The 22,003-nt window shown below is 60.3% G+C and carries 17 protein-coding genes and 1 pseudogene; 6 read left to right on the forward strand and 12 right to left on the reverse strand.

The genetic code is table 11. From position 1 onward, the window contains the following. Positions 1 to 4: 4 nt before the first annotated feature. The 4 genes from ACA054_RS21560 to ACA054_RS21575 are packed head-to-tail and all read right to left on the reverse strand — an operon-like array spanning position 5 to position 3,903. Entirely contained in the window at positions 5 to 805 is an 801-nt protein-coding gene (locus ACA054_RS21560) for a carbohydrate ABC transporter permease (RefSeq protein WP_497686073.1), read from the reverse strand. 7 nt (positions 806 to 812) lie between these two features. Further along, on the reverse strand, positions 813 to 1,679 hold the full coding sequence (locus ACA054_RS21565; RefSeq protein ID WP_053161460.1) for a carbohydrate ABC transporter permease: 867 nt from the start codon (positions 1,677 to 1,679) through the stop codon (positions 813 to 815). After that, complete coding sequence (locus tag ACA054_RS21570; protein WP_497686074.1) at positions 1,676 to 2,809, reverse strand: ABC transporter ATP-binding protein; 1,134 nt, start codon at positions 2,807 to 2,809, stop codon at positions 1,676 to 1,678. Before ACA054_RS21570 ends, ACA054_RS21565 begins: the two co-directional genes overlap by 4 nt. Next, complete coding sequence (locus tag ACA054_RS21575) at positions 2,809 to 3,903, reverse strand: ABC transporter ATP-binding protein (protein WP_046817153.1); 1,095 nt, start codon at positions 3,901 to 3,903, stop codon at positions 2,809 to 2,811. The genes ACA054_RS21570 and ACA054_RS21575 overlap by 1 nt, the downstream gene beginning before the upstream one ends. A 388-nt stretch (positions 3,904 to 4,291) precedes the next feature. Between ACA054_RS21575 and ACA054_RS21580 the strand changes: the two genes are divergently transcribed. Continuing rightward, complete coding sequence (locus ACA054_RS21580) at positions 4,292 to 6,130, forward strand: sigma-54-dependent Fis family transcriptional regulator (protein ID WP_497686075.1); 1,839 nt, start codon at positions 4,292 to 4,294, stop codon at positions 6,128 to 6,130. A 123-nt stretch (positions 6,131 to 6,253) separates the two neighbouring features. Here ACA054_RS21580 and cysS read toward each other — a convergent pair whose 3' ends face one another. Together cysS and ACA054_RS21590 are read right to left on the reverse strand one after the other, a co-directional pair. Next, positions 6,254 to 7,636, reverse strand: coding sequence for a cysteine--tRNA ligase (gene cysS / locus ACA054_RS21585; RefSeq protein ID WP_497686076.1), 1,383 nt, complete (start codon positions 7,634 to 7,636; stop codon positions 6,254 to 6,256). A 15-nt stretch (positions 7,637 to 7,651) separates the two neighbouring features. Then, positions 7,652 to 9,349 carry a glutamine--tRNA ligase/YqeY domain fusion protein gene (locus ACA054_RS21590; protein WP_497686077.1) on the reverse strand — a complete coding sequence of 566 codons (1,698 nt, stop codon included), beginning with the start codon at positions 9,347 to 9,349 and terminating at the stop codon, positions 7,652 to 7,654. 251 nt (positions 9,350 to 9,600) lie between these two features. Between ACA054_RS21590 and ACA054_RS21595 the strand changes: the two genes are divergently transcribed. Both ACA054_RS21595 and lpxH read left to right on the forward strand, forming a co-directional pair. After that, positions 9,601 to 10,104: a peptidylprolyl isomerase gene (locus ACA054_RS21595; RefSeq protein ID WP_497686078.1), complete on the forward strand. Its 504-nt coding sequence runs from the start codon at positions 9,601 to 9,603 to the stop codon at positions 10,102 to 10,104. Then, positions 10,101 to 10,853 carry a UDP-2,3-diacylglucosamine diphosphatase gene (gene lpxH / locus ACA054_RS21600; RefSeq protein WP_497686079.1) on the forward strand — a complete coding sequence of 251 codons (753 nt, stop codon included), beginning with the start codon at positions 10,101 to 10,103 and terminating at the stop codon, positions 10,851 to 10,853. The genes ACA054_RS21595 and lpxH overlap by 4 nt, the downstream gene beginning before the upstream one ends. Before the next feature lie 121 nt (positions 10,854 to 10,974). Here the strand turns inward: lpxH and ACA054_RS21605 are convergent, their stop codons facing one another. The 4 genes from ACA054_RS21605 to ACA054_RS21620 all read right to left on the reverse strand — a co-directional run bounded on the left by ACA054_RS21605 (position 10,975) and on the right by ACA054_RS21620 (position 15,857). Further along, the gene (locus tag ACA054_RS21605) at positions 10,975 to 12,504 is read right to left on the reverse strand and encodes a DHA2 family efflux MFS transporter permease subunit (protein ID WP_497686080.1); all 1,530 of its coding nucleotides are present in this window, start codon (positions 12,502 to 12,504) and stop codon (positions 10,975 to 10,977) included. Between the two features lie 195 nt (positions 12,505 to 12,699). Beyond that, entirely contained in the window at positions 12,700 to 13,902 is a 1,203-nt protein-coding gene (locus tag ACA054_RS21610; RefSeq protein ID WP_497686081.1) for an HlyD family secretion protein, read from the reverse strand. A gap of 15 nt (positions 13,903 to 13,917) precedes the next feature. Then, complete coding sequence (locus ACA054_RS21615) at positions 13,918 to 15,387, reverse strand: efflux transporter outer membrane subunit (protein ID WP_497686082.1); 1,470 nt, start codon at positions 15,385 to 15,387, stop codon at positions 13,918 to 13,920. Beyond that, a complete protein-coding gene (locus tag ACA054_RS21620) occupies positions 15,384 to 15,857 on the reverse strand; it encodes a MarR family winged helix-turn-helix transcriptional regulator (RefSeq protein ID WP_497686083.1) in 474 nt (157 codons plus the stop codon). Before ACA054_RS21620 ends, ACA054_RS21615 begins: the two co-directional genes overlap by 4 nt. Positions 15,858 to 16,108: 251 nt before the next feature. On the opposite strand from ACA054_RS21620, the gene zapE reads away from it, so the two are divergent. Continuing rightward, positions 16,109 to 17,239, forward strand: a complete 1,131-nt coding sequence (gene zapE / locus ACA054_RS21625; RefSeq protein WP_497686084.1) for a cell division protein ZapE — start codon at positions 16,109 to 16,111, stop codon at positions 17,237 to 17,239. A 779-nt stretch (positions 17,240 to 18,018) separates the two neighbouring features. On the opposite strand, the pseudogene ACA054_RS21630 reads toward zapE, so the two are convergent. Further along, positions 18,019 to 18,105: pseudogene (locus ACA054_RS21630) on the reverse strand (outer membrane lipoprotein carrier protein LolA); the annotation flags it as partial. 110 nt (positions 18,106 to 18,215) lie between these two features. Between ACA054_RS21630 and ACA054_RS21635 the strand changes: the two are divergent. Continuing rightward, positions 18,216 to 19,241: an IS110 family RNA-guided transposase gene (locus tag ACA054_RS21635; protein ID WP_497686085.1), complete on the forward strand. Its 1,026-nt coding sequence runs from the start codon at positions 18,216 to 18,218 to the stop codon at positions 19,239 to 19,241. Between the two features lie 390 nt (positions 19,242 to 19,631). Here the strand turns inward: ACA054_RS21635 and ACA054_RS21640 are convergent, their stop codons facing one another. Further along, a complete protein-coding gene (locus tag ACA054_RS21640; protein WP_497635668.1) occupies positions 19,632 to 20,336 on the reverse strand; it encodes a YebC/PmpR family DNA-binding transcriptional regulator in 705 nt (234 codons plus the stop codon). Positions 20,337 to 20,561: 225 nt separating this feature from the next. Here ACA054_RS21640 and ACA054_RS21645 point away from each other — a divergent pair, with 225 nt between their 5' ends. After that, positions 20,562 to 21,977: a type VI secretion system Vgr family protein gene (locus ACA054_RS21645; protein ID WP_497686086.1), complete on the forward strand. Its 1,416-nt coding sequence runs from the start codon at positions 20,562 to 20,564 to the stop codon at positions 21,975 to 21,977. The last annotated feature ends 26 nt before the right edge of the window (positions 21,978 to 22,003 follow it).

A 22,003-nucleotide genomic window follows, 5' to 3' on the forward strand; every position in this document is an offset into this window, starting at 1 on the left:
CTCCTCATACCCGGCCCAGGGCAAAGCCCTTGGCCACGTGGTTGCGAACAAACCAGATCACCAGCATGCCCGGCAGAATGGTCAACACCCCCGCTGCCGCCAGCACGCCCCAGTCGATGCCGGACGCCGAGACCGTGCGGGTCATCACCGCCGCGATGGGCTTGGCGTTCACCGAGGTCAGGGTTCGCGCCAGCAGCAGCTCGACCCAGGAAAACATGAAGCAGAAAAACGCCGTGACACCGATACCGGAGCCGATCAGCGGGATGAAAATCTTCACGAAGAACTTGGGAAAACTGTAGCCGTCGATGTAGGCGGTTTCGTCGATTTCCTTGGGAACGCCAGACATGAAGCCTTCGAGAATCCACACCGCCAGCGGCACGTTGAACAGGCAGTGCGCCAGGGCCACGGCGATGTGGGTGTCGAACAGGCCGATTGATGAATACAGCTGGAAGAACGGCAACAGGAACACCGCCGGCGGTGCCATGCGGTTGGTCAGCAGCCAGAAGAACAGGTGCTTGTCGCCGAGGAAGCGGTAGCGCGAGAACGCATAGGCCGCCGGCAGCGCCACGCTCAGTGAGATCACCGTGTTTAGGCTCACGTAGTACAACGAGTTGAGGTAACCGGTGTACCAGGCCGGATCGGTGAAGATCACTTTGTAGTTGTGGAAGGTGAAATCCTGGGGAAACAGTGTCAGGCCGCCGAGGATTTCAGTGTTGCTCTTGAAGGACATGTTCAGCAGCCAGTAGATCGGCACCAGCAGGAACAGGATGTAGATCAGCAGTGGAATAAGCTTTCTCATGCTCATGATGGCCTCAGCGGTTGGCGTCAGAGTGAGTCATGGCGGTATAGAACAGCCAGGACACCAACAGGATGATCAGGAAGTACACCAGCGAGAACGCTGCGGCCGGCCCCAGGTCGAACTGCCCGATCGCCATTTGCGTCAGGGTCTGGCTGAGGAAGGTCGTGGCATTGCCGGGCCCGCCACCGGTCAGTACGAACGGCTCGGTGTAGATCATGAAACTGTCCATGAAGCGCAGCATCACGGCGATCAGCAGCACACTCTTGAGCTTGGGCAGCTGGATATGGCGGAACACCGCCCAGGCAGAGGCACGGTCGATCCGCGCCGCCTGGTAGTACACGTCCGGAATCGCCCGCAACCCGGAGAAACACAATAGCGCCACCAGTGAAGTCCAGTGCCAGACGTCCATCACCAGCACGGTGACCCAGGCATCCATGGTGTTTGCCGCATAGTTGTAGTTGATACCCATGGCCTTGAGGCTCGCCCCCAGCAGACCGATGTCGGCCCGGCCAAAAATCTGCCAGATGGTGCCGACCACGTTCCACGGGATCAGCAATGGAATCGCCAGGATGATCAGCACCACCGACGACCAGCGACCCTTGGTCGGCATGGTCAGGGCAATCGCGATGCCCAGCGGGATTTCGATCAACAGCACGCAAGCCGAGTAGATGAACTGGCGCAGCAGCGAATCGTGCAAGCGCGGGTCGAGCAACACTTGCCTGTACCAGTCGGCACCGACGAAGTAGCGGCTGGACTGGTCGAAGATGTCCTGCACCGAGTAGTTGACCACGGTCATCATCGGGATCACCGCACTGAACGCCACCAGCAGGAACACCGGCAGCACCAGCCACCAGGCCTTGTTGTTCTGCACCTTGTTCATGGCTGCGCCCCCGGGTTGGAAATCACTTCGTTCACGGCTTGCGCTTCCAGCAGGAAATCATCGGCATAGACCATCAGCCACTGCGCCGGAAAACTGATATACGCCGTGCCTTCGGGCACCGGTTTGTCTTCAGCCAGGCGCACTTTCAGCGGCGCGCCGTCGAGGTTCAGGGTCATGATCTTGTAGGTGCCGAGGTCTTCGACGTGTACGACTTGTGCCCGCAGCGCGTCATCAAAGGGTTCGTCCCAGACATGGATGAACTCCGGGCGAATGCCGACCTTCAGGGTGTGCCATTCGGACTCGGCGATGCGCTTCTGCATGGCCTCGGACAACGGCAGATGAGTCGAAGCGAAACCGACGCCCCCCGGTTGCGGCTCGACCTCGATCAGGTTCATCCCCGGACTGCCGATGAAATAACCGACAAAGGTGTGGCTCGGCCGCTCGAACAATTCCCGCGGCGTGCCGAACTGCACGATCTGTCCGCCGTACATCACTGCGATCTTGTCGGCGAAGGTCGAAGCCTCCAGTTGATCGTGGGTGACGTAGACCATGGTGATGTTGAACTGCTCGTGGATCTGCTTGAGCTTGCGCCGCAGCTTCCACTTCAGGTGCGGGTCGATCACCGTCAGCGGCTCGTCGAAGAGGATGGCCGAGACGTCATCGCGTACCAGCCCACGGCCCATGGAGACTTTCTGTTTTTCGTCGGCGGTGAGGTTGCTGGCTTTTTTGCTTAGCAAGCTTTGCAGGTCGAGAACTTCGGCAATTTCCTGCACCTTGGTGTGAATTTTCGCCTCGGCCATGCCCTGGTTACGCAACGGAAAGGCCAGGTTGTCGAACACCGTCATGGTGTCGTAGACCACCGGAAACTGGAACACCTGGGCGATGTTGCGCTTTTCCGGGGTCAGGTTGTTGACCGCTTTGCCATCGAATAACACATGGCCTTGGGATGGGCTGAGCAAGCCGGAAATGATGTTGAGCAAGGTCGACTTGCCGCAGCCCGACGGACCGAGCAGCGCGTAGGCACCGCCCTGCTCCCAGATGTGGTCCATCTCGCGGATCGCGTAGTCCTCCGGTCCGGCCGGGGTCTTGGTGTAGCTGTGGGCGAGGTTCTGCAAACGGATTTCGGCCATCAGGCAACCCTCGCGACGCGCCGGCCGGGCGCCTGGACCAGCCGCCCCTGCGCATCGAACACGAACAGTTTATGGGTCGGGATGTAGATGCGGATCGGCGCATCGACGTCGTATTCGTGAACACCGGGCAAGTGCAGCACCAGCAGGAAATGCTCGTTGCGCACGTGCAGGAAGGTTTCCGAGCCGCTGATTTCCGCGACTTCGACGGTCACCGCCAGTTCCAGGTCATCGTCGTTGCTCGGTACCAGCGAGATATGGCTGGGGCGCACGCCGAAGCGGAACTCGCCCTCGCCCACCGGGCGTAAATCAACGTTGAGCGGGAAGTGCACGAAATTGGCGAAGCTCACTTCGTTGCCGGCAATGCGACCCGGCATCAGGTTGATCGGCGGCTCGGAGAACAACTCTGCTGCCAGCACGGTCTGCGGCTGGTGGTAAACCTCGGACGACTGGCCGCTCTGGATCACCCGGCCCTCATGAAGAATGGTGGTGGTGCCGCCCAGGGCCAGGGCTTCGTTGGGCTCGGTGGTGGCATAGATGGCGATGGTATGGCGCGCCTTGAACAGCTCGCGCATTTCCTGGCGCAGCTCTTCGCGCAATTTGTAGTCGAGGTTGACCAGCGGCTCATCGAACAGGATCAGTTCGGCATCCTTGACCAGCGCCCGGGCCATGGCCGTGCGCTGCTGCTGGCCACCGGACAGTTCCAGTGGATATCGCTGCAGGAACTTCTCGATGCGCAGCATCTTCGCGGTTTCCAGCACCTTGCTCTGGATCTGCTCATTGGAGACACCGGCCTGGCGCAACGGCGAGGCGATGTTCTCGAAAACGGTCATGGTCGGATAATTGATGAACTGTTGATACACCATCGACACGTTGCGCAGGCGTACCGGGCGTTGAGTGACATCGACGCCGTTCATCAGGATGCGGCCGGTGTCAGGCTTGTCCAGCCCGGCCATCAGGCGCATGAGACTGGTCTTGCCGGACAGCGTGCGCCCGAGCAAAACGTTGAAGGAACCGGGTTCGAAACGCAGGCACGCATCATCGATCCAGGTCTGGCCCTCGACGGTGCGACTGACATGCTCCAGGGTTAATGACATGGCTCGGCCTTTTTTATTTTTGGAGTCAAGCGACCTGAGCTGTATAGCGACATTTGTGCCAGAAAACGCAAGCTATTGATTTGGCTTTGAATCCTTGAAAGTGACTGCCTGGTCACATTCGTTGCTGAACACAAATGAACAAGCTGAAGTGAACAATTGAACAGTTCACCGATTGACAATGAACAATAGTGAACAACACTCTATGGGTGTTTTTTGCCTTTCCCGGGACATGAAACAGACGCAAAACCTGTGGGAGCGAGCCTGGTCGCGATAGCGTTAGATCAGCCAATATTCATGCCGACTGACACTCCCTCATCGCGAGCAGGCTCGCTCCCACAGGGGAACTACCTATAACAACAATAAAAGCGTTAATCAGAGGCTGACTGTAATGGCCGCACCTGCCCCCGCGTTATCCCACGACGCCATCATCCAGGACTCCTGGTCCCGCTGCCGCGCGTTCGGCCTCAATCACCAGAGCACCCCGGCGTTCGATCAGCTGCCGGCTGAAGGCATTGCGCAGTTGCTGGAGAGCCAGCATTCCTTAGTACAGACCACCCATCAGGAAGTGCTGCCGTATTACGAGAACATCCTCAGCAACTCCAACTGCCTGATCATGCTCGCCGACAATCAGGGCCAGGTGCTGACGTCCTGGGGCACCCAACGGTTTATCGAACCGAGTCTGACCCGTGGCTTCAGCGCTGGCGCCAGCTGGATGGAGCGCTGCAGCGGGACCAATGCGATCGGTACCGCGCTGGCCTGCGAGCAGGCGGTGCACATCGAGCACGATGAACACTTTCTCAAGGCCAACCGCTTCATGACCGGCTCCGCCGCGCCGATCTTCGATGCCGAGCGCAAGGTCATCGCGGTGCTGGATGTGTCCAGCGACAGCTACCTGCCGCCATCCCATACCCTGGGCATGGTCAAGATGATGAGCCAGACCGTGGAAAACCGGCTGATTCTCAACCTGTTCCACGGTCAGCATTTTCAGCTGACCTTCAACACTGGCCTGAACAACCTCGACAGCCAGTGGGCCGGCTTGCTGATTTTCGATGAGAGTGGCCAGGTGCTTTCCGCCAATCGCCGCGCCGACAATCTGCTGGGTGTGCGTCTGTCGCGGGTCAGTGTTGAAAGCCTGTTCAAAGTTTCCTTGCTGGAATTGCTCAATCAACCTGAAGACCTGCCCTTCTCGCTCCAGGCCTCCGGGCGCAATCGCTTCCAGTGCCTGCTGAAACGGCCGAAACAGGTACCGATACAGGCGAGGGTGTTCGCTGAAACCGTGTCTATTCCAGCTCCGGCCACTATCAACCTCAACACCCTGCACTTCGGCGACAGCCGCGTGGAAAAGGCGGTGCGCCAGGCCGAGCGCTTGCTGGAAAAAGACATTCCGTTGTTGATTCACGGCGAAACCGGGGTCGGCAAGGAGGTGTTCGTAAAAGCCCTGCATCAGGCCAGCTCGCGCAGCAAACAGGCGTTCATCGCCGTGAACTGTGCAGCGATCCCCGCTGAATTGGTGGAGTCGGAGCTGTTCGGCTATGAAAAAGGCGCGTTCACCGGCGCCAACCAGAAAGGCAGCATCGGCCTGATCCGCAAAGCCGACAAAGGCACGCTGTTCCTCGATGAAATCGGCGACATGCCGCTGCCGACCCAGGCCCGCTTGCTCCGTGTGTTGCAGGAGCGTTGCGTGCAACCCGTAGGGAGCAGTGAGTTGTTCCCGGTGGACATCCGCATCATTTCCGCGACCAACCGCTCGTTGCGCGAGCAGGTGCAACTGGGGCGCTTCCGTGAGGACTTGTACTACCGCATCGGCGGCCTGACCCTGGAACTGCCGCCGTTAAGGGAACGCACCGATAAAGAGGCGCTGTTCAAACGCTTGTGGGAACAGCACCGCGAACCGAGTCAGTGGGCCGGGCTGAGCCGCGAAGTGCTGGAATTGTTCAGCCGTCATCCGTGGCCGGGGAATTTAAGGCAGGTCAGCAGCGTGATGCAGGTGGCGCTGGCCATGGCCGAGGAACAACCGGTGCGGCCGGAGCATTTGCCGGATGATTTTTTTGTCGATCTGGAGATGGAGCCGGTCGATGCGCCGGAGACGTTGGTGGTGGATCTTGATGATGCCGAGGATTTGAATCGGCAGTTGCGGGAGGTCGGGGGGAATATTTCGCATCTGGCGCGGCGGTTGGGGGTTAGTCGCAATACCCTTTACAAGCGATTGCGCCAGTCGGAAAGCTGACTGCGCTTTGATCGTTCCCACGCGCAGCAAAGGAATGCGTCAACGGACGCTCCGCGTTCGGCTTTTGATTTGGGACGCGGAGCGTCCCGGGCTGCATTCCCACGCAGAGCGTGGGAACGATCATCAGTCAGCCAAACGCCAGGTAGTCCCGCCCTTGCCGTCTTCCAGCACCACGCCCATGGCGGTGAGCTGGTCGCGGATGCGGTCGGATTCGGCCCAATCCTTACCGGCACGCGCCGCCAGACGCGCAGCAATCAGCGCCTCGACTTCGGCTGCATCCACGCGCCCTTCGGCACCGGCCTGCAGGAAGTCATCGGCTTCAAGCTGCAACACGCCCAATACGCTGGCCAGTTCTTTCAAACGGGCAGCCAGGCCGGCCGCTGCGTTCAAATCGCTGTCGCGCAGGCGATTGATCTCGCGCACCATCTCGAACAGCACCGCACAGGCTTCCGGCGTTCCGAAGTCGTCGTTCATCACCTGGGTGAACCGCTCGACAAAAGCTTCGCCGCCGGCCGGCGCCACGTTCGGCAGGCCTTTCAACGCGTGGTAGAAACGCTCCAGGGCGCCCTTGGCGTCCTTGAGGTTGTCTTCCGAATAGTTGATGGCACTGCGGTAGTGGCTCGACACCAGCAGGTAACGCACGACTTCCGGGTGGTATTTGTCGAGCACGTCGCGGATGGTGAAGAAGTTGTTCAAGGACTTGGACATCTTCTCGCCATTGATGCGAATCATGCCGCAATGCATCCATGCGTTGGCGTAGGTCTTGCCGGTGGCCGCTTCGCTCTGGGCGATTTCGTTTTCGTGGTGCGGGAACTCGAGGTCGCTGCCGCCGCCATGAATGTCGAAGGTCTCGCCCAGGCAGCAGGTGGACATCACCGAGCACTCGATGTGCCAGCCCGGACGACCGTCGCCCCACGGCGATGGCCAGCTCGGTTCGCCCGGCTTGGCGCCTTTCCACAGCACGAAGTCCAGCGGGTCCTGTTTCGACTCGTCGACTTCGATCCGCGCGCCGATGCGCAGGTCTTCGATTTTCTTGCGCGACAGCTTGCCGTAGCCCATGAATTTGGCGACGCGGTAGTACACGTCGCCATTGCCTGGGGCGTAGGCGTAACCCTTGTCGATCAAGGTCTGGATCATGGACTGCATGCCACCAATATGATCGGTGGCCCGCGGTTCCATGTCCGGCTTGAGGATGTTGAGGCGCGCTTCGTCCTCGTGCATCGCGGTGATCATACGCTCGGTCAGCACGTCGAACGGCTCGCCGTTCTCCTTGGCCCGATTGATGATCTTGTCTTCAATGTCGGTGATATTGCGTACATAGGTCAGGTTATAACCGCTGAACCGCAACCAGCGGGTCACCAGGTCAAACGCGACCATGCTGCGGCCGTGGCCAATGTGGCAGTAGTCGTACACGGTCATCCCGCAGACGTACATGCGCACATTGTTGCCATCCAGCGGCTTGAAGACTTCTTTGCTCTTGGTGAGCGTGTTGTAGATCGTTAGCACGTCAGTTTCCTTGAATCACTGGCCCCACGAATCACGCAAGGTCACGGTACGGTTGAATACCGGCTGACCTGGTTTCGAGTCCTTGATATCCGCGACGAAGTAACCTTCGCGCTCGAACTGGAAACGGTCTTCCGGCTGTGCGTTGCCAAGCGAAGGCTCGGCACGACAACCGGTGAGTACCTGCAGCGAGTCAGGGTTGATGTTGTCCAGGAAACTGGCGCTGTCTTCGGCCTTTTCCGGGTTCGCAGAACGGAACAGGCGATCGTACAGACGCACTTCGCACTCGACGCTGGCAGCGGCCGGCACCCAGTGCACCACGCCCTTGACCTTGCGGCCTTCAGGGTTCTTGCCCAGGGTGTCCGGGTCGTACGAGCAACGCAGTTCGACGATGTTGCCATCGGCGTCCTTGATCGCTTCGTCGGCGCGGATCACGTAGCTACCGCGCAGGCGCACTTCGCCGTTCGGTTCCAGGCGCTTGTAGCCTTTTGGCGGCTCTTCCATGAAGTCTTCACGGTCGATGTAGATTTCGCGGGCGAACGGCAGAACGCGCACGCCCATGTCTTCTTTCGGGTGGCATGGCAGTTCGAGGTTTTCGACCTGGCCTTCCGGGTAGTTGGTGATCACGACTTTCAGCGGACGCAGTACGCACATGGCACGCGGTGCGCTTTGGTCGAGGTCGTCACGGATGCTGAATTCGAGCATGCCGAAGTCGACTACGCCGTCGGAACGGTTGGTGCCGATCATTTCGCAGAAGTTGCGGATCGATTTCGGCGTGTAGCCGCGGCGGCGGAAGCCCGACAGCGTGGACATGCGCGGATCGTCCCAACCGTTGACGTGCTTTTCATCGACCAGCTGCTTGAGCTTGCGCTTGCTGGTGATGGTGTAGTTCAGGTTCAGGCGGCTGAACTCGTATTGGCGCGGGTGGGCCGGTACTGGCAGGTTCTCGAGGAACCACTCGTACAGCGGACGGTGGCTTTCGAATTCCAGGGTGCAGATCGAGTGGGTGATGCCTTCGATGGCGTCCGACTGCCCGTGGGTGAAGTCGTAGTTCGGGTAGATGCACCACTTGTCGCCAGTCTGGTGGTGATGCGCGTGACGGATGCGATACATGATCGGGTCGCGCAGGTTCATGTTCGGCGAAGCCATGTCGATCTTGGCCCGCAGCACGCGTGCGCCGTCCTTGAACTCGCCGGCCTTCATGCGGGCGAACAGGTCCAGGTTCTCTTCGACGCTGCGGTCGCGGAACGGGCTGTTCTTGCCTGGCTCGGTCAGGCTGCCACGGTATTCCTTGGCTTGTTCAGGGGTCAGGTCGTCGACATAGGCCTTGCCGGACTTGATCAACTCCACTGCCCAGTCGTGCAACTGGTCGAAATACTGCGAGGCGTAGCGCACTTCACCGGACCATTCGAAGCCCAGCCATTTGACGTCGCTTTCGATCGCGTCGATGTACTCCTGGTCTTCCTTGGCCGGGTTGGTGTCGTCGAAACGCAGGTGCGTGACGCCGCCGAACTCCTGGGCCAGGCCGAAGTTCACACAGATCGACTTGGCGTGGCCGATGTGCAGGTAGCCGTTGGGTTCAGGCGGGAAACGGGTGACGATCTGCGTGTGCTTGCCCGAGTCCAGGTCTGCCTGGATGATCGGCCGCAGGAAGTTGACCGGCACGGCAGGGCCGGTCTTGGCATTCGAGGTAGGGTCGACAGTGGGCTTGCTCATAGGATCCTTGAACGTACAAGTGCGTGGCCGTAATGAAGGCCGGACAAAACAAAGCCGCTATCATAGCCGATGCCGTCAAGTACCTGACAGAGCGCACCCTGTAAACCGTCGTATTTAATAGGCGGTAAATGAAAAAACAGCCTCGAAATTCGCGCCTGTCACGCTAAACTGCGCTCCTTGGCCAACGCTGGCCAAACCGGTTGGGGGCCGTACTGCCCCGAAACCCACGAATTCCTTAAAGAGTAGCGATCATGACTCAAGTCAAACTGACCACCAACCACGGCGAAATCGTCCTGGACCTGAACGCCGAGAAAGCCCCGATCACCGTGGCCAACTTCATCGAGTACGTAAAGGCCGGTCACTACACCAACACCGTATTCCACCGCGTCATCGGTAATTTCATGATCCAGGGCGGCGGCTTCGAGCCAGGCATGAAAGAAAAGAAAGACAAGCGTCCAAGCATCCAGAACGAAGCTGACAACGGTCTTTCCAACGACAAGTACACCGTCGCCATGGCCCGCACCATGGAGCCACATTCGGCTTCCGCGCAGTTCTTCATCAACGTGGCGGACAACAGCTTCCTCAACCACAGCGGCAAGAACGCGCAGGGCTGGGGCTACGCGGTATTCGGCAAAGTGACCGCCGGCACCGACGTTGTCGACAAGATCAAAGGCGTGGCCACCACTTCCAAGTCCGGCCACCAGGACGTACCGGCAGACGACGTGATCATCGAGAACGCCGAGATCATTGAGTGATACTGCTGATTTCAGATTTACATCTGGAAGAGGAGCGCCCGGACATTACCCGGGCGTTTCTGGATTTGCTCGCCGGACGCGCCCGTTCGGCGAGTGCACTTTACATTCTGGGCGACTTTTTCGAGGCGTGGATTGGCGACGACGCCATGACGCCGTTCCAGCGTTCCATCTGCCAGGCCCTGCGCGATTTGAGCGACAGCGGCACGGCGATTTTCCTGATGCACGGCAATCGCGACTTCATGTTGGGCAAAGCGTTCTGCAAACAGGCCGGCTGCACCCTGCTCAAAGACCCGAGTGTCGTGCAGTTAAACGGCGAACCCGTGCTGCTTATGCACGGCGACAGCCTCTGCACCCGCGACGAAGGCTACATGAAGCTGCGTCGCTATCTGCGCAACCCGATCACCCTGTTCATCCTGCGGCACTTGCCGCTCCGTACTCGCCATAAGCTGGCACGCAAGCTGCGCAGTGAAAGCCGGGCGCAGACGCGGATGAAGGCCAATGACATCGTGGATGTCACGCCCGAGGAGATTCCGCGGATCATGCAGCAATACGGCGTGAAAACGTTGATCCACGGACATACCCATCGTCCTGCCATTCACAAGTTGCAGATTGGCGATCTGGCGGCCAAGCGCATCGTGCTGGGGGATTGGGATAAGCAGGGGTGGGCGTTGCAGGTGGATGACAGCGGGTTTGCCCTGGCACCGTTTGATTTCGCCCCGCCGCCGCAACTCGCAGCCCCCGCAAACTGACTGACAAACCCAAGCCCCTGTAGGAGCCGGCTTGCTGGCGATAGCGGTTTATCATTCAACAACTTTATTGACTGAAAACCGCTATCGCCAGCAAGCCGGCTCCTACAGGTTTGTGTATGGCTTAGTGACCGGACGCCTCAGGCCCCGCCTTCGCCGCAAACGGCGGTTTCGCCAGCCATACGATCACGATCAACCCCATGAACGCCCACCCCAGCAACGTGAAGTAATCCACGGTGGAGAGCATGTACGCCTGACTGGTCAACACATGATCGAGCTGCGCATACGCCGGGTTGCTCGCACCACCCAGGGCATGCAGTGCCTCGCGGGTTGCAGGTTCATAGGTGCTGATGCTTTCGCTCATGTACGCATGGTGCTGATCCGCCCGGCGAATCCAGATCCAGGTAGTCAACGACGCGGCGAAGCTGCCGCCCAAGGTCCGCAGGAACGTCGCGAGGCCCGCGCCATCGGCGATCTGGCTCGGCGGCAAGTCCGACATCAGGATGCTCAGGGTCGGCATGAAGAACAACGCCACGCCAATGCCCATGAACAATTGCACCAACGCGATGTGCTGGAAGTCCACCTCGCTGGTAAAGCCGGCACGCATGAAACAGCTCAAGCCAATGGCCAGGAACGCCAGGCCCGCCAATAAACGCAGGTCGAACTTGTGCGCATACTTGCCGACAAACGGCGACATCAGGACCGGCAGAATCCCGATCGGCGCCACCGCCAGACCGGCCCAGGTTGCCGTATAACCCATCTGGGTTTGCAGCCATTGCGGCAGGATCAGGTTGATCCCGAAGAATCCGGCGTAGCCCAACACCAGCACCAGGGTGCCGATGCGGAAGTTGCGGTGAGCGAACAGGCGCAGGTTGACCACCGGGTGTTGATCCGTCATTTCCCAAATCACGAACACCGCCAGCGCAATCACCGAAATGGCCGCGCCGATGAGGATGAAGTTCGATTCGAACCAGTCGAGGTCGTTGCCCTTGTCGAGGATCATCTGCAACGCCCCGACGCCGATGATCAGCGAGATCAAACCGACGTAATCCATCGGCTGATAACTGGTCACCACCGGCCGCGCCTTGAGCTGCGAACGCACGATCATGACCGCGAAAATCCCGATCGGCACGTTGATGAAGAAGATCCACGGCCAGCTGTAGCTGTCGGTGATCCAGCCGCCAAGAATGGGGCCTGCAATCGGCGCGACCACCGTGACCATCGCCAGCAACGCCAGGGCCATGCCGCGCCTGGCGGGTGGATAAACGGCGATCAGCAGCGTCTGGGTCATCGGGTACAACGGCCCGGCCACCAAGCCTTGCAGCACGCGAAAGCCGATCAACTCGGGCATCGAGGTGGAAATACCGCAGAGAAACGAGGCCAGCACAAACAGGACGGTCGCCCACAGGAACAGCTTCACCTCACCGAACCGCCGGCTGAGCCAGCCGGTCAGCGGCAACGCGATGGCGTTGCTCACCGCGAAGGACGTGATGACCCAGGTGCCCTGCTCCGAACTCACCCCCAGGTTGCCGGAAATCGTCGGCAGCGCCACGTTGGCGATGGTGGTATCGAGCACCTGCATGAAGGTCGCCAGCGACAGGCCGATGGTGCTCAGCACCAGGCTGGGGGGCGTGAAAGAGGCGTTATTGCTCATTGCGAATCCTTTGATACTTGGCTGGCGCCGCTAACCCTGTGTGGCGAGGGGATTTATCCCCGTCCGGCTGCGCAGCAGTCGTAAAACCATTGTCCGCGATGTACCTGATACACCGAGATTTTAGGTTCTGGGGCCGCTTCGCAGCCCGACGGGGATAAATCCCCTCGCCACATCGGCTAGCCCACAAATTCGGTATCAGCGATGCACGGTCTTGCTCACCGCGGCGCTGTTGTCGTGGATCAATTGGGTGATCATGGCGTCGGCCTCGACCAACTGGCGGTCATAGACGCCGGTGCTGAACGAGGCCTTCTGCGGCGGCTGTTGCGCCAGCACCGGGCCGCTCTGGTCACGCAGGTTCACATCGACCAACGTCGACAGGCCAACGCGCAGTGGATGCTCGGCCAGCTGCTGGGCGTTGACATGAATCCGCACCGGCACCCGCTGCACGATCTTGATCCAGTTGCCGGTGGCGTTCTGCGCCGGCAGCAGGGCAAACGCGCTACCGGTGCCGGCACCGAGGCTGTCGATGGTGCCGCTGTATCTCACGCTGCTGCCGTAGAGATCGGTTTCGATCTCCACCGGCTGGCCGATGCGCATGTCGCGCAGCTGGGTTTCCTTGAAGTTGGCGTCGATCCACAATTGGTCCAGCGGGATCACCGCCATCAGCGCCTCCCCCGGCTGCACCCGTTGCCCCAGTTGCACGGTGCGTTTGGCCACGTAGCCGGTGACCGGTGCGATCAGGGTGCTGCGGGCGTTATTCAGGTAGGCCTGACGCAATTGCGCAGCGGCGGCCATCACGTCCGGGTGCGAAGAAACCACGGTGTCATCGACCAGTGCGGCGGTGGTCTTGAGCTTCTGTTGGGCGTTGGCCAAGGCGTTTTGCGTCGAGGTCAGGTCGTCACGGGCGTGGGACAGCTCCTCCTGGGAGATCGCCCCGCCGACGGCGAGATTTTTCCGCCGGTTGTAGTTGTCCTGGGCTTTTTGCACTTCGGCTTGTTGGGCGTTGACCTGGGCTTTCATGCCGTCGACGTCACTGTACAGGCCGCGAACCTGACGCACGGTGCGGGCCAGATTGGCCTGGGCGCTTTGCAGGCCGACTTCGGCGTCGTTCGGGTCGAAGTTCACCAGCACCTGGCCTTCGTGGACCAGATCGCCATCGTCGGCGCCGATGCTGACGACGGTACCGGTGACCAGCGGGGTGATTTCCACCACGTTGCCATTCACATAGGCGTCGTCGGTGCTTTCGCTCCAGCGCCCGTAAAACTCGTGGTAGGCCCAGACGCCCGCGCCGCCCAGTGCGACCACCACGGCAAGGGCGAGCAGCATGAACTTGCGCTTGCCCGAATCGGGATTGGCCGGGGTGTTTTCAGCGGCTGGCGTTGTATCGGCAGTGGCCATGACATATTCCTTGAATTAGTGGATCAGCGTGGCTGGCGCGGCGTTGGCCGAGGCAATGGCCTCAGGCTGGAAACCGCCACCCAGCGCCTGTATCAGCTGGATCGACAGGTCGATCTGCTCGGCATTCAGGTTGGCCAGCTGACGCTGGGCCTGGAGCAATTGCTGCTCGATGCTGAGCACGTCCAGATAGTTACCGATGCCGGAGCCGTAGCGCTGGACCACGGTGTTGTAAGAGTCCTGGGCGATGTCGGTGGCATGTTGCTGGGCCGCTATCTGCCGCCCGATGTCACGCAACTGGTTGATGCTGTCGCTGACGTCACCCAGCGCCCTGACCAGGCTTTTGTTGTACTGCGCCACCGCAAGGTCGTAGTCGGCGTCGCGGGAATCGAGGTCGGCGCGTAGACGGCCACCGTCGAAAATCGGCACGGAAATCGTCGGAGCGACATTAAAGAAGCGACTGGCCGAACCAAACATCGCATCCCCCAACAACGATTCGGCACCGGCCGCGGCGCTGAGGTTCAAGTTCGGATAAAACTGCGTTTTGCCGGCAGCGATATTCTTGCTCGCCGACTCGACCCGCCAGCGCGCGGCCACCAGGTCCGGACGACGGCCGAGCAGTTCGGCCGGCAGCACCGACGGCAAGGCCACGGCACTCGGCTTGAGAATGTTCGGCCGGGCGATTTCATTGCCGCGATCCGGACCTTTGCCAAGCAGCACGGCCAGCGCGATTTTGGCGCTTTGCAGGCGCTTCTCGGCGTCGATCAGATTGGCTTGGGAGGTGGCTTCCAGGCTTTCGGTCTGCTGGAACTGGTACTGGCTGTCGATCCCGGAACTCAGGCGGCGCTGGCTCAGATCAAGCATTTGCCGGGTGCGCTTGAGGTCTTCGGTGGACAGGTCATGGACGATGTGCGCCTGCCCCAGGTCGCTGTAGGCACGGGCCACGTCAGCGGACAAGGTCAACTGCGCGGCCTGCTGGTCGACTTCAGCGGCACGGGCCTGGCCCAGCGCCGCTTCCCAGGCGTCACGCTGGCCGCCCCAGAGATCGAAGTTGTAATTGAAGATTGCGCTGATGTTGCGCACGGTGGAGTAATTGTCGCCCTGCCCCAGCGGGTCCTGGTCCCGGGCCAGTCGCGAACGGCTGACGCCGGCGCTGGCATCCAGGGTTGGCATCCGCGCGGCGTCGGCGGCGAAGGCAGCGGCACTGGCCTGGTGGGCGCGGGCGTCGGCGATCTGCATGTCGGGGCTGTCGCGAAGGGCTTCGCGGATCAGGCCGTCGAGCTGCGGATCACCGAGGCTTTTCCACCAGTCGCTTTTTGGCCAGGCCGCTGGCGACAGCGTCACACCGCTGAGGGATTGCCCGGCCTTGAGGTTCTTCGCATCGAGGCTGACGCCTTCGGTGGTCAAGCCACTGTAGCTGGCGCAACCAGCCAGGCTCATGGCCAACAGCACCAGGCTCAGGCCGGTGCGCAAGGTTTTGATGCTCATTGGTCACCTACCCGCAGCAGGGTGATCGAGTCACCGGCCGCCACCAGGATTTTCTTCAGGATCGACTCCAGGGTTTTCAGTTCTTCCGGAGTGATGGCTCCGGCCAATTCGTTCATGGCTTCGGCGCCGATGTGCGGCAGGCGATCGGCCAGTTTCCGGCCCTCCCCGGTCAGCACCAACTGCACCTGGCGACGGTCTGCCTCGGAGCGCTGGCGTGCGAGGAAACCTTTCTGTTCCAGACGATCGAGCATGCGGGTCATCGAACCGCTGTCCAGGGACAGGTGCCGACACAGCTCACCCGGCGAATCAACGCCATATTGGGCAATGATGATCAGCACCTTGAACTGCGCAGCGGTGATGCCGTGGGGTTCCATGTGCGTGTCGATGATCCGGTCCTTGAGCAGCGCAGCGCGCCCGAGCAGGAGGCCGAGGTGGCAATTGTGGAAATCGTCTGGCGCGAAATGCTTCATCTGAACACCAATTAGCTGCCTAGGCAGTGAATGTATGTCGAAATATTACTGCCTAGGCAGCCAATGTCAACGTAATAGTTAGGTTGCTTAGCAATTAGTTGACCAATGGGCTTGGTTATTGGGGCAAATTTACCGGCTTCATCGTCCGGAAAGTCGTCGACACAACTGGAAGCAAAACTACCCAACTGGTTAAACTATGCCGCCGCCGGCTCAACTCACAGAGCCTGACTGAAGATCACGGGGACATCACAGTGGCCGCTCGACCACCCAAGCATTCGCGACTCACACGGCGCTGGCCAGCGTTGCGCCGCCTGTTCGGCAAGGTATCGGCCGGGCCTGACCGTCACTGCGCGAATGCGCAGGTCGTCCACGACTACTTTCACCACAAGGCCTGTTCCCAGGGCTACACCCTCAGCCATAGCCAGCAACGGGTGATCGACTGCATGGCGCAGCACGCCTCGACGTTGTTGGGCTCGGCGGGCAAGACCCTGCCCGGGCTTTACCTGCATGGCGCGGTTGGGCGTGGCAAGAGCTGGCTGCTCGACGGTTTTTTCCAGGCGATCCCCCTCGCCCAGAAGCAGCGCCTGCACTTCCACGGTTTTTTTGCCCGCCTGCACGAGGGCATGTTCAGCCATCGCGATCAACCGGATGCGCTGGCGACCACGCTGGATGAGTTACTGCACGATTGCCGGGTGCTGTGTTTCGACGAGTTTCACGTCCACGACATCGGTGATGCGATGCTCATCACGCGGCTGTTCAAGGCGCTGTTCCACCGCGGGATCCTGCTGCTGGTCACCTCCAATTACCCGCCGGATGGCCTGTTGCCCAACCCGCTTTACCATGCGCGATTCAAACCGGTAATCGACCTGATCAATGCGCGCATGCAAGTCATGGAAGTCGGCGGGCCCCACGACTATCGCAGTCAGGCCAGACCCCATGCGCAACAGCTGTTCACCCAGGGCCGCTACGTCTGGCCCGCCACGCTGGCGCAACGTCAGGCATCGAACCTGCCGGAGCCGAACGCGCCGGCCATTGCCCTGCCCGTCGGCACTCGCCATCTATCGGCCCGCTACTGCGCAGGACGCACCATCGGCTTTACCTTCAGCGACCTGTGCGATCACCCCACAGCGGTCATGGATTACCTGGAACTGTGCCGACGCTTCGATCACTGGATCATCGACGACCTGCCCGACCTCGCCGACTGCTCGATTGCCGCCCAGCAGCGTTTCATCAACCTGGTCGACGTTTTGTATGATCAGGACAAGCACCTGACATTGCTGGGCCCGCGCTCACTGCGCGAAAGCCTGGGCGGTGACGCGATTGACCTGGCGCGCACGCGTAGTCGGTTGGGGCAATTGGTGCAGGTGCGGGAGAGGGTTTGAGTTGGGGCAATTTGCTGGGGGTTGAAGAAAAAGATCGCAGCCTGAGCCTGTCCGTCAACCTGTGACGACCTCCATCGGGGCCTCTACCAACGTTGGTCCATGCCGGGTCGAAGCTTGTGGGAGATGGTTGTCTGAGTACATATCCATTGCTGCGGTAACGGCCACTTATGGTTTCGCTCTTACAGCGACTCACTTTTTCAAACGCCAAAAAGTAAGCAAAAGGCTTTGCCCCACCACTCGGTGCCTCGCTAGGGCTCGGCATGCCCTCACTCCGGCATTGCTCCGTGGGTCGCCGCGATGGGCCATCCCTGGCCCAGCGCGGCTAAACCGGCGTCCTGCCGGTTTACCCACTGCGCAATGCCTGCGTTCGGCCATCGTGGTTTAACGGGGCGCCCCAGATCAAAAACAAAAGCGAGGCGGCCTGACAGCCGACCTGATTTTTGCGGATACCCCCAATGATCGTTCCCACGCTCTGCGTGGGAATGCATCCTGTGACGCTCCGCGTCACCGTTGCGCACGGCTCACGTCACGCGTCGACAGTGGAACGCGGAGCGTCCCTGGCGGCATTCCCACGCAGAGCGTGGGAACGATCACACAGGGGGGAACGCGTACGGCTCCCGATCAGGTCGGCTGTCAGGCCGCCTCGCTTTGGCTTTTGATTTGGCTTTTGATTTTCTTGCCCCATCGAGAGGCCGAGTGGAGGTTCTGCGCAGTGGGCAACCCGGCATGGATGCCGGGTTAGCCGCGCTGGGCCAAGGATGGCCCATCGCGGCGGGCTCTGTAGGAGCGAGCATGCTCGCGAAAAACCTGAGAGCACCGCGGGGTGTCAGGCTCCCTGCGTCATCGTTGACCACCATCGCGAGCATGCTCGCTCCTACAGGCTTTTCCAAGTGACTCGCTAATGAAATGGCTACCCCCGCCGCCCCCGGTGATCGCCCACTAAGCTTTCACCGGGGGCTCACCGGAGACCATTGCCATGAACAAAGTAGCTATTGCCGCCATCGACCTGGGAAAACACACCTTTCATTTGCATGCTCAAGATGATCGCGGGCATGAGCTCTACCGCAAAAAATTTACGCGTACCGCGCTCATCCAGCATCTGGCAAATGTCGAGCCTTGCACCGTGGTGATGGAAGCCTGTGGCGGAGCCCATTTCATGGCACAGGAGGTCGCAAAGCTTGGACATTTACCCAAGCTCATTGCCCCTCATCTTGTACGTCCCTACGTGAAAAGCAACAAAAACGACTTCGCCGATGCCGAAGCGATCTGCGAGGCAGCGACTCGCCCGACGATGCGCTTTGTGCCGCCCAAAACCCAGACCCAGCAGGTGCTGGCCATGTCCAACTCGATACGCGATGCGTTCATCAAGGATCGCACCGCAACCGCCAATCGGATTCATGCAGCCCTTCTGGAGGTTGGCGTCAGCCTGGCCCCCGGCTTCAAATCGATCAACACTCTGCCGGCGCTGCTTGAGGCGAGTTCAATGTCTGAGCCCTTCAAAAAAAATCTGACGAGGCTGTATCGACATTTCAAGAATCTGGAAGAGGAGATCAAGTCGCTGGACAAGGAGGTGCAATGCCAGGCCGCTGAAGATGATCTGGCATCTCGCTTGATGACCATGCCGTGCGTCGGCCCGATCACCTCCACCGTCCTGGCCGCCGAGTTGGGCGATGGCAAACAGTTCAAATGCGGTCGAGACTACTCGGCCTCGATCGGCCTGGTGCCCAAGCAGCATTCCACGGGCGGCAAGAGCGTGTTGTTGGGCATCAGCAAGCGCGGAGATCGCAACCAGCGACGCTTGCTGGTCCAGTGCGCCCGGGTGTACCTGATGCATCTGAACCACCAGAAAGGCTGGCTGGCGGACTGGGTCCGGCAGCTACTGGCCCGCCATCATTCCAACCACGTGGTTTGCGCGCTGGCCAACAAGCTGGCGAGGATCGCCTGGGCGATTGCGGCACACCGTACTGAATTCGATGCAGGGCCAAACGCGATGAGCGCCTGACCCTGCTGTCACCCGAGCACCACCCACCTGGTTTTGCGATGCTGGATAACTGATGACGTGAACGGCCAACCGGCCTGACGACAACCCTGGGCTCTTACACGGCTGAAAGGCCGTCTCGCTAATAAGGATCGTTGGGCATCGATTCTCATCGAGGCGCGGGGCGACACCCCCACTCAGACGCCGAATAGATGAAAGCAAGCCAAACACGCATCAAAAACAGTATTGCAGAAAAGGGGGTAACCATAGATGTAAGAGCGAAACCATAAGTGGCCGTTACCGCAGGAATGGATATGTACGCAGTCAACAAAATATAGGTCGGCTATCAGGCCGCCTTCGCCGGCAAGCCTGGCTCCTACGGGGTTGTTTTTTCAGTCGCCGTGAGGGCGGAAATTAACCCGCCAGGCCGACAAACATATCCTGCACGTCGTCGTGGTTATCCAGTCCTTCGAGGAAAGCTTCAACTTCAGCCATCTGCTCATCACTCAAGCCGCTGACCGGGTTCTTCGGCTGGTAGCCCAACTTGGCCGACAACACGGTGAAACCTTGCTCAGGCAGAGCTTTTTGTACCGCGTCCAGGTCCGTAGGTTCGGTCAGGAACAGCGTCGCGCCGTCTTCGCCCGGCTCGAAATCCTGGGCACCGGCTTCGATGGCGGCCATTTCCGGATCGGCGTCCGGGGTGTCCGGCGAGGCTTCGATCATGCCCACGTGGTTGAAGTCCCAGGCCACCGAACCGGAAGCGCCCAGTTGGCCCTTGCGGAAGGCGACGCGGATTTCAGCGACGGTACGGTTGATGTTGTCCGTCACGCACTCAACGATCAGCGGCACCTGGTGCGGCGCGAAGCCTTCATAGGTCACGCGATGGTATTGCACGGTTTCGCCGAGCTGGCCCGAACCTTTCTTGATCGCACGTTCCAGGGTCTCACGAGGCATCGAGGCCTTTTTCGCCTGTTCGACCACCAGACGCAGGTGTGCGTTGGTGGCGGTATCGGCACCGTTGCGCGCAGCAATGGTGATTTCCTTCACCAGTTTGCCGAAGATCTTGCCCTTGGCGTTGGCTGCCGCTTCTTTGTGTTTAACCTTCCACTGTGCGCCCATTACTCACTCTCTTGTCTATGGCGCCGAAACATCTATTGGCCGACGCATGCGGCCAAGTTTATACGGCCTAAAGTTGGCAATCGACCAAAAAATCTCAGGGTCATCCACGGATCGACATCTTTACCGATGGTTGTAGGGCGATTCTGAAAATTCGATTGGCGATGTCCACAAGGCATGCGGGTTTCGTACTCTCTGCGGCCGAACTCCATGGCAGAAGCGCGATCGATGCACAACGACAAGGAAAGTCCCTTCACCCTGACACTCCTCGACGACCACCTGAGTTTGCAAGTGCTGCAGTTCAGTGGGCGCGAGGCCCTCAACCAACCCTATCGATTCGATATCGAAGTGATCGGCCTGGCACCGGCCCTCAACCTTGAACGGCTGCTGCAACAACCGGCGCTGCTCGACCTCGGGCAAGGCCAGGGCATCCATGGCGTGCTGCACAGCGCCAGCTGCGAACATCGAGGGCGAGGCAGGGTCGGCTATAAGCTGGTCCTGGTGCCCGCCCTTCAAGCACTGGATCGATACAGATCGCGGCGGGTCTTCCAGCGCCTCAGCGTGCCCATGATCCTGCGCCAGCTGCTGGAGGAGCATGACCTGCACGCAGACAGCTATCGCCTGGAACTGGCAGACGGGCACTATCCCCTGCGGCCTTTTTGCATTCAGTACGAGGAAACCGACCTGGCGTTGCTGCAGCGCCTTTGCGAGGAAGAAGGCATCCACTACCACTTCGAACACTCCCGTCGCGGTCATGTACTGGTGTTGGCCGACGACAACATAAGCTTTCCCCAAGAGCCGCTGCTGATGCCTTTCCATGGTGATGAATCGGGCGATAGCACCACACTTGTGATCAGCGAGCTGTTCCAGCGCCATGATTCATTAGCCGTTTACCCACGAGTGGAAGCGAAGAATCGCGGTGTTCAGGTCGATGAAGGCGCGGCCAATCACGCTTTTTCCCACCCGTGTGCACCCCGCCCTCCCCAGGAGCAGCGTCATCGAGATGAACTCGAGCGCCGCGATCTGCAGCGTATGCGTTGCCGACAGTTGCAGCTTCACGGTCAAAGCAATCAGAGTCTGTTAGGCAGCGCACGCATCGTGCAGGTGGCCGACCATCCCGTGCCGGGGTTCAACGACCAATGGCTGGTCTGCCAGGCGCGGCATCAGGGCCAGCAGGGTTCGATCCTGTCTGAGGACAACATTCCCCGGCGCTATCGCAATCAGTTCACGGCCATTCCCTGGTCGACGGTATTTCGCCCCCCCCTGGAACAGGGCAGGCCGCGCATCCCCGGTTTACAGCCGGCCCGGGTCTGTGGCCTGGCCGGGCAGCAAGCGAAACAGGATGATCAAGGTCGCCTGCAAGTGAGTTTGTGGCCCGACACGGATGGCGATCCCGAGGCGGCCACTGATCTCTGGCTACCTATCGCGCTGGCAATGTCCCAGCCCCCAGCGCAACCGATCCAGTTGCCAATGGCCGGGAGCGACGGCTGGGTCAGTTTTCTCGACAGCGACCCTGACCGTCCGGTGCTCTGCGCCAGCAGTGGGCAACGCCGCAGCCCGCCAGCGGTCCGCGCCGACACCCGTCATAGCGACACCCGCCTGCTGCTCGACTGGCTGATCAATCGCACCGACCCCGAGTCTTGAGCATCATCCCCTGGTCACCGAACGGC

This window comes from Pseudomonas sp. LBUM1653 (genome assembly GCF_059716115.1).

Excerpts from the sequence above, each read along its gene's own strand:
- ACA054_RS21560 (WP_497686073.1), bottom strand. The coding sequence starts at position 805 with ATGAGCATGAGAAAGCTTATTCCACTGCTGATCTACATCCTGTTCCTG.
- ACA054_RS21565 (WP_053161460.1), bottom strand. The coding sequence starts at position 1,679 with ATGAACAAGGTGCAGAACAACAAGGCCTGGTGGCTGGTGCTGCCGGTG.
- ACA054_RS21570 (WP_497686074.1), bottom strand. The coding sequence starts at position 2,809 with ATGGCCGAAATCCGTTTGCAGAACCTCGCCCACAGCTACACCAAGACC.
- ACA054_RS21575 (WP_046817153.1), bottom strand. The coding sequence starts at position 3,903 with ATGTCATTAACCCTGGAGCATGTCAGTCGCACCGTCGAGGGCCAGACC.
- ACA054_RS21580 (WP_497686075.1), top strand. The coding sequence starts at position 4,292 with ATGGCCGCACCTGCCCCCGCGTTATCCCACGACGCCATCATCCAGGAC.
- ACA054_RS21590 (WP_497686077.1), bottom strand. The coding sequence starts at position 9,349 with ATGAGCAAGCCCACTGTCGACCCTACCTCGAATGCCAAGACCGGCCCT.
- ACA054_RS21595 (WP_497686078.1), top strand. The coding sequence starts at position 9,601 with ATGACTCAAGTCAAACTGACCACCAACCACGGCGAAATCGTCCTGGAC.
- ACA054_RS21605 (WP_497686080.1), bottom strand. The coding sequence starts at position 12,504 with ATGAGCAATAACGCCTCTTTCACGCCCCCCAGCCTGGTGCTGAGCACC.
- ACA054_RS21610 (WP_497686081.1), bottom strand. The coding sequence starts at position 13,902 with ATGGCCACTGCCGATACAACGCCAGCCGCTGAAAACACCCCGGCCAAT.
- ACA054_RS21615 (WP_497686082.1), bottom strand. The coding sequence starts at position 15,387 with ATGAGCATCAAAACCTTGCGCACCGGCCTGAGCCTGGTGCTGTTGGCC.
- ACA054_RS21620 (WP_497686083.1), bottom strand. The coding sequence starts at position 15,857 with ATGAAGCATTTCGCGCCAGACGATTTCCACAATTGCCACCTCGGCCTC.
- ACA054_RS21635 (WP_497686085.1), top strand. The coding sequence starts at position 18,216 with ATGAACAAAGTAGCTATTGCCGCCATCGACCTGGGAAAACACACCTTT.
- ACA054_RS21640 (WP_497635668.1), bottom strand. The coding sequence starts at position 20,336 with ATGGGCGCACAGTGGAAGGTTAAACACAAAGAAGCGGCAGCCAACGCC.
- ACA054_RS21645 (WP_497686086.1), top strand. The coding sequence starts at position 20,562 with ATGCACAACGACAAGGAAAGTCCCTTCACCCTGACACTCCTCGACGAC.